This is a genomic window from Actinomadura formosensis NBRC 14204, from assembly GCF_001552155.1.
Lineage (GTDB): Bacteria > Actinomycetota > Actinomycetes > Streptosporangiales > Streptosporangiaceae > Spirillospora > Spirillospora formosensis.
This window is the reverse complement of the sequence record NZ_BCQQ01000250.1, coordinates 1-3,497: the sequence shown is the minus strand read 5'-3', so window position 1 is coordinate 3,497 and position 3,497 is coordinate 1. Positions and strand designations below refer to the sequence as shown.

Here is a 3,497-nt window from a genome sequence, read left to right as displayed (position 1 = left end):
ATCAGGTCACTGCGTGGTCCGTTCCGGCACCACTGCGCCACCCAGGGGTCCTCGAACGGCGAGTCATGTGCCGGACAGGGGGTCAGTGCAATTACAAGGGCCAGTGCGAGGCAGGCGACGCCGTTAGGGCGTCATCCCATCACCAAGACGATCTTCAACAGGTCCGCGGGGGCTCCGCAGCCCGGCCGACAACTCATCCAGAAGGCACCAAGGGCCCGCGTGCGAACCTGCGTCAGACCAGGCTGCGGAAGGATGGCGCTTCGCCGAAGAAGCCGACAACTCAACTGAAGGGCACTCATCTGGGCCCTCGTGCCAGATCGGGTCAGGCACCTCCGGCGAAGCTGATCTACAACTACCAGTGCCAGATATGCCACCGGTCCCCGACCTGCAGGGCGTCAGGCAGAGCCTGGTGCACGGCGTCGGCGTAGCCGGCGGCGCCGTCCCGGCAGACGGCCTGCACGCCCGGATGCTCGCGCAGCCACGCTACAAGGGTGTCGGACCTGCGGTCGGGCAGGACATCGATGCGCCGGCGGGTCTCGGCGTCGATCAGGATGGTCGCGTAGGTCCTGGAGCGCCGCAGGGAGAAAGTCGTCCACACCCAGCACCCGCGGCGTCGCCACCACCGGTAACGGGATCCGCAGCAGGGCTCGCAGTGCGGTGTGACGCGAGACCGGCACCCCCAGAACTGAGAGCAGACGGGCACTGGCCCGGCCTGCTAACTCTCGTACCACCGCCCCGACCTGGGCGGTCAGCCGGACAGTTCGTCGCTGATACCGCTCCAGCAGCCCGGAGAGCTGCTCCCGGAACGTCCGCCGGGGGCACCGCCAGTCCCGGCACGCGAGCCGCCGCACTCGCACATCCAGCACGACCGGCCGTCCATCGACGGGAACATCGGCCACGGTCCGCTCGCATCACCCATGGACACGGGCGGTCTCGACCGCGCAGTCCGGGCAAGGCACTGATACCTTCCGGCTGCGGGCCCGCACCCGAATCAGCTCGCCCTCGTCCGTCACATCCTCGATGACCAGGCCGGACAGGCCCGAGAACACCACATCAACAAGCCTGCCGCCCCCGATCACCCCTCAGCGTGACGGGATGACACCCTCCGCTACCACCGAAACTGCAACAGAGCCATCTTTAGGACAGTCCCCCCGTAGGACTCGGCGCGTACTGATGGCCACGACGATTGCTGTGGCCCTCGGAGTACTTGTGCTCTCCTTCGCGATGAAGTGGGAGCAGGCCGACAAGGTACTGGCCGCAGTCTCAGCTTTGGCCGGCGTGGTGAGCATCTCCGTCGCCGTCTGACTGGCGCCAGATCGCACGGCCCACCCGGCCGCCAGTCGGGGCACCGACGAAGCCGCGGCGGGAACTCTCCGCGACATCGACATCGTCGGACAGTGACAGAAGGTGACCGAGACCGGGTCTGTCCAGTTAACGGCTCTGTCGCTCTTTCGGTGGTAGCGGAGGGTGAGGCCTATCCGAGGAGGATGCGGTGACGGAGGAGGTGGAACCCCGCCCGGCCGTACATCTGCCTCTTGATCAGCTTGGTCTTGGTGTTGACACCCTCGGTGCCGCCGTTGTGGTACTCGCTGGTCAGCGCGATGCGAACGGCGTCCTGATCAAGTCGCAGGCCGCGGATGAACGAGTGCACATGTGGCAGATTCACCTCTTCGGCTGCGCCGATCCACTCTTGCAGCCGGTCTGCGTTGTCGGCGGCGGGGATTAGGAGCTGGGCGAAGGCGCGGACCAGCGCGGCGAGGCTGCTCATTTCCGGGCAGGCGCTGGTGGTCTTGTCGAGGAGTTCGTGCTGGTCGGGTTTGAGGGTGTCGGGGCGGGTGAGCAGGAGCCGGGCGAGTCTGCGGGGTGACAGGGCGGGACGGTCATCCTCGACGCGGCCTTGGGTGATGTAGCGGTAGAGGAGGTTCTGGCTGCCGGTGTAGCCGCGTTCGCGGATCTGGCGTAGAAGCTGCTGGACGGGCACCGCGGGGTCTTCGGCCCGGCGTTTACGCAGGTATTCGCGGTGGGGATCGACGAGAGTCGGCCGATACTGCGGTGCCCTGCGCATCTGCTCGGGTTTGGCGATCCGTGCGTACCGTTTGACGGTGTTGAGGGCCGGGTTCAGCCGGGCGCGGCCTGAGCACCGACAAGCTCGTCAAGCACTGCGACCAGCTAACACCCGCCGCTGCCACCAGCTCACCCGCCAGATCGCCGACCTACAGGCCCAGATCGGCGCCATCCTCGCCGACCGCAACCCACAGCTGCTCAGCACCTACGGCGTCGGCCCGACACCGCCGCGGCACTGCTCATCGCCGCCGGCAACAACCCAGAGCGGCTAGGCACCGAGGCCTCCTTCGCCGCACTTTACGGCGTCAGCCCCATCGAGGCATTCTCCGGCAGGACCCAACGCCACCGCCTCAACCGCGGCGGCGACCGCCAAGCCAACTGCGCCCTGCACACCATCGTGCTATCTCGCATGCGCTGGGACCAACGCACCCGCGACTACGTCAACCGACGCACCGCCGAGGGCAAAACCCGCCGTGAAGCCATCAGGTGCCTCAAACGCTACGTCGCCCGCGAGATCTACCAGCTCATCACCGGCTCACCCAGCGACACAGCACCGAAGGCGGCTTGACATCCATAGGGGCATCAGTCCCACGAGCATCTCCGACCTGCACACAGGAAGTTCTACGTGGCGGCCGGGGGTCCGAAGCGGTCGATCAGAAACCGCACGGCGGCGGTCGTGGCCTGCATCCGGAAACGGGCTTCCCCGGCTGTTGTCGTTCCCGGATGGGGGCCGTTCGTCTGCACGATCTTCCACAGACCTCGAATGAAGTCACCTCCCTGGTCCCACGGCAGTTGGTTGTCTCTCAACCAGACAATCGCCGCTCCACCTGCGCCCTGCTGGGTGGCCGTGAACCCAAGTGTGGTCGCGAAGTGGACGATCACTGACTCAAGCGTCGCACGGAACTGGCTGTTGGCGGCCTCTAGGTTCTCGTCCACGACGCTTCGGACCGCTTGGCGGTAGTGATTGAGCGCGACGGTCAGGCCGAGTCGCCTGAAGTCGTGCTCCAAGGCCGTGATCTCTTCGCTCAACGGCATCTTCGGGTCTTCGAGCGGGAGCAGGCGCACGCCGATCAACTGCGGAGGCTCGGCGGCGGCGTACTCCGGACGCAAGTCGAAGCCATCGGACCTCGCCGCTTCACGCAGCCTCCAGAAGTGGGTTCCTTCCCTGACCTCGACGTCTGGCCTGTTGGGCGCGACCTTCATCGCCACCAGTCGCACGAACTCGTTCAGCCCGTCCTTCGCCACATCATCGCCATCGGCCGCCGCCTCCAAGGCCCCTTTCACCACCTTGTCGGCCAGGGTGGCCTTGCTCCAGGAGGAGTGCGGGACGAACTCGCCCAAGCCTGCCCGCCTGAAGAGGTTGAGGAGGCCGGGCGTGTTAAAGACCTCAGCCGCTATGTTCTCTGCCCAGCCGATCACTACCGAGGAGATAA

The 3,497-nt window shown here is 66.3% G+C and carries 3 protein-coding genes and 3 pseudogenes; 3 read left to right on the top strand and 3 right to left on the bottom strand.

Features of this window, described 5'->3' with window-relative positions:
• Positions 1-361: 361 nt before the first annotated feature.
• Positions 362-1,079, bottom strand: a pseudogene (locus AF1_RS36770) (ISL3 family transposase); the annotation flags it as partial.
• Positions 1,080-1,173: 94 nt separating this feature from the next.
• Here AF1_RS36770 and AF1_RS36765 point away from each other — a divergent pair.
• Complete coding sequence (locus tag AF1_RS36765) at positions 1,174-1,305, top strand: hypothetical protein (protein WP_255218864.1); 132 nt, start codon at positions 1,174-1,176, stop codon at positions 1,303-1,305.
• 169 nt (positions 1,306-1,474) lie between these two features.
• On the opposite strand, the pseudogene AF1_RS32175 reads toward AF1_RS36765, so the two are convergent.
• A pseudogene (locus tag AF1_RS32175) lies at positions 1,475-2,125 on the bottom strand (transposase); the annotation flags it as partial.
• Positions 2,126-2,182: 57 nt separating this feature from the next.
• On the opposite strand from AF1_RS32175, the pseudogene AF1_RS37165 reads away from it, so the two are divergent.
• Together AF1_RS37165 and AF1_RS36755 are read left to right on the top strand one after the other, a co-directional pair.
• Positions 2,183-2,446 (top strand): annotated as a pseudogene (locus AF1_RS37165) (transposase); the annotation flags it as partial.
• 27 nt (positions 2,447-2,473) lie between these two features.
• Positions 2,474-2,632, top strand: a complete 159-nt coding sequence (locus AF1_RS36755; protein WP_255218863.1) for a hypothetical protein — start codon at positions 2,474-2,476, stop codon at positions 2,630-2,632.
• 53 nt (positions 2,633-2,685) lie between these two features.
• Here the strand turns inward: AF1_RS36755 and AF1_RS32165 are convergent.
• The coding region (locus AF1_RS32165) for a hypothetical protein (protein WP_217999870.1) at positions 2,686-3,497 on the bottom strand (812 nt) is incomplete at its 5' end.

Bases quoted from the DNA above. Each gene is read 5' to 3' on its own strand.
- AF1_RS36765 (WP_255218864.1), top strand. From the start codon at position 1,174: ATGGCCACGACGATTGCTGTGGCCCTCGGAGTACTTGTGCTCTCCTTC.
- AF1_RS36755 (WP_255218863.1), top strand. From the start codon at position 2,474: ATGCGCTGGGACCAACGCACCCGCGACTACGTCAACCGACGCACCGCC.